Here is a 2,789-nt window from a genome sequence, read left to right on the forward strand (position 1 = left end):
TCGGTGAGTTCATGTCGTCGCACCATACGAAGCCACTTCCCACCCGACCGAAAGATCCACCCAGCCCACCAAGAGCCATCAGAAACGACCTAGGCCGGTGGCGCGAACCCGGTGGATCCAGCGGCCCTCCTGTCCCCTCCGGCCGCCTCACCGACAGGAGCAACCGGGGATGCGGCAGCAGGTGAACGTTCAGGTCCGACCCCCGGCTCCTGACCCCGCTCGTGACCCAATCCCGGACCCAATCCCGGACCTGCTCCCGGGAATGGCCCTGGCCCCGGCCCCGGACCGGTGCCAGAGCCAAGATCAGGCCCGGGGCCCGCGGCAGGGACAGGCGACGGAGCGGCGAACGGATCAGACGGCCCCTGCCAGCCGGCGCCACCCGCACGGGACCCCGTATCGGCCGTATCGGCCCCCGCATGGGACCCCGTATCGGCCCCCGCAACAGACCTAGCACCTGAGGCGCGGAACGCCCGCCGGGTGTCCCGTACCTGCCGCTCGTGCACCACCGCCGCCAAGTAGGCAGCCGCGGGCACACCGGCCGGAACCTGAACACCGGTGAGCCCCGCCAGGTCAGCGGCCAACCGGCCCGCCATGGCATCGCCCACCCGGGGATCCAACTGCCGCATACGCGTCAGGTACTGGCGTACGGCCAGCCAGAGCCCGTCCGGGACCCGTGACAGATCCAGTTCCGCGAACCGTCCCGCCAGCCACGGCGGCGGTGCGGGCACCGCGTCCGTCCGCCCTGCCGACACCCGTTCCCGCACCACCAGCGTGCCGGCGAACACGTCCCCGACCCGGCGCCCGCGCTGCGAGACAAGCGAAGCGATGCAGGCGATGACCCCGAAGGTCATCAGGATCTCGACGACGCCGACGGCCCCCCGCACCAATGCGTGCCGGAACCGGATCGGACCCCCGTCGTCGCGCACCACCCGCAAACCGCACGCGAGTTTCCCCAGCGAGCGCCCCCGTGTGAGCGTCTCGACGGCGATCGGCACCCCCACGAGCACCAGCAGGAACGAAGCCACCATGATCGCCGCGGTGGCAGCACCGTCCAGCGAAGCAGTGGCGAACGCCAGCCCCACCGTCACCGCGAGGTACACCGACCACACCACCGCCATGTCGATCAGCAAGGCCAGTGCCCGGCTCGGCAGACGCGCAGGCCGTACCCCGAGTACCACCGCGTCGCCCGTAACGAACTCACTCACCGGTGCTCACCTCTCGCAGACCTGCGCCACCCCTGGAAATCCTCAGTCTGCCAAGCTGACCCTCAGCGCGCGCAGTGCTGTGCCTTCCCGCCGGACCCGGACCCAGTGCCTGGAGCAGCAGCCGACCATGGACCTCGACGTCTTCGTCACCGCCCACCACACCGAGTGGGACCGTCTCGACCAACTCCTGGGCCGAGGACGCCGCCTGACCGGCGCCGAGGCCGACGAGCTGGTCGCTCTCTACCAGCGCACCTCGACGCACCTCTCACTGCTCAGGTCGACCGCCCCTGACCCCGCCCTCATCGCCCGCCTCACCCAACTCGTGGCCCGCGCCCGCTCCACCGTCACCGGAAGCCGCCGGGCCTCCTGGCGCGACGCGGGCCGCTTCCTGACGGCGGGCTTTCCCGCCGCCGTCTACCGCAGCCGGCGCTGGTGGATCCCGACGGCCCTGCTGTCCGTGCTGGTGGCCGCGGTCATCGGCTGGTGGATCGCCGCCCATCCCGAGGTACAGGCGTCGATAGGCGCTTCGTCCGATCTCCGCGAAATGACCCGCCCGGGGGGCCAGTACGAGACGTACTACTCGAGCCACCCGGCGGCCTCGTTCGCCGCCCAGGTCTGGACGAACAACGCGCAAGCGGCCGCCATGTGCCTGGTCCTCGGCGCGTTCCTCTGCGTTCCCGTGCTCTGGATCCTCTTCGTCAACATGCTCAACCTCGGTGTGGGGATCGGCCTGATGTCCTCCGCCGGTCGCCTGGACACCTTTCTGGGCCTGGTACTTCCGCACGGCCTGCTGGAACTCACCGCGGTCTTCGTCGCGGCGGGCACCGGTCTCCGGCTCGGCTGGACCCTGGTCGACCCGGGACCACGCACCCGCCGTGCCGCTGTGGCGCAGGAGGGCAGGGCAGCTCTGGGCATAGCCGTCGGTCTGGCACTCGTACTCTTCGTCTCGGGCCTGATCGAGGGCTTCGTGACCCCGTCCGGCCTTCCTACCTGGGCCCGCATCGCCATCGGGGTCGCGGCAGAGGCCGCGTTCCTTGTGTACGTATACGCATGGGGCGGTCGAGCTGCTCGAACCGGTGAGCGTGGGGACATCGAAAGCGCTGATCAGAGCGCCGAGCTCCCCACAGCAGCGTGATGTGCACCCACCCCCGCTGACCTGCTAGTCTTCCCAACGCCCCAAAAGCCATTGACATGGTCCAAAGGGGTAGGTAGATTCGAACGGTTGCCACGAGTTGGACAAGCTCGACGGCAGCCAGCTAGTCTCTAGCTCGCTCTCCCGGAATATCAATTCCAATGAGAGCCATCCGATTCCCCTTTCAGAATCACCAAGGCTGATTAGCTCGGCCGAATCGCTTCTGATAGAGTCGGAACCGCCGGAAAGGGAAAACGCGAAAGCGAAGAACCTGGAAAGCGAGCGGGACCGAGGAAATCGGCACTGGAAACAGTCTGATAGAGTCGGAAACGCAACAACACAAAAGAAACAAAGAATCACCGAACGAAAACGTCCGGAGGAAAGCCCGCAGGGGTGAGTACGAAGGAAGCGTCCGTTCCTTGAGAACTCAACAGCGTGCCAAAAGTCAACGC

2 protein-coding genes are annotated in these 2,789 nt (G+C 67.8%); one reads left to right on the plus strand and one right to left on the minus strand.

Annotated features, from left to right (window positions below; translation table 11 throughout):
• Positions 1–89: 89 nt before the first annotated feature.
• Entirely contained in the window at positions 90–1,205 is a 1,116-nt protein-coding gene (locus ACIQM4_RS34565) for an RDD family protein (RefSeq protein ID WP_401599547.1), read from the minus strand.
• Positions 1,206–1,332: 127 nt separating this feature from the next.
• Here ACIQM4_RS34565 and ACIQM4_RS34570 point away from each other — a divergent pair, with 127 nt between their 5' ends.
• Positions 1,333–2,340, plus strand: a complete 1,008-nt coding sequence (locus ACIQM4_RS34570; RefSeq protein WP_401599548.1) for a stage II sporulation protein M — start codon at positions 1,333–1,335, stop codon at positions 2,338–2,340.
• The last annotated feature ends 449 nt before the right edge of the window (positions 2,341–2,789 follow it).

The sequence above is a fragment of the Streptomyces sp. NPDC091272 genome, from assembly GCF_044757485.1.
Lineage (GTDB): Bacteria > Actinomycetota > Actinomycetes > Streptomycetales > Streptomycetaceae > Streptomyces.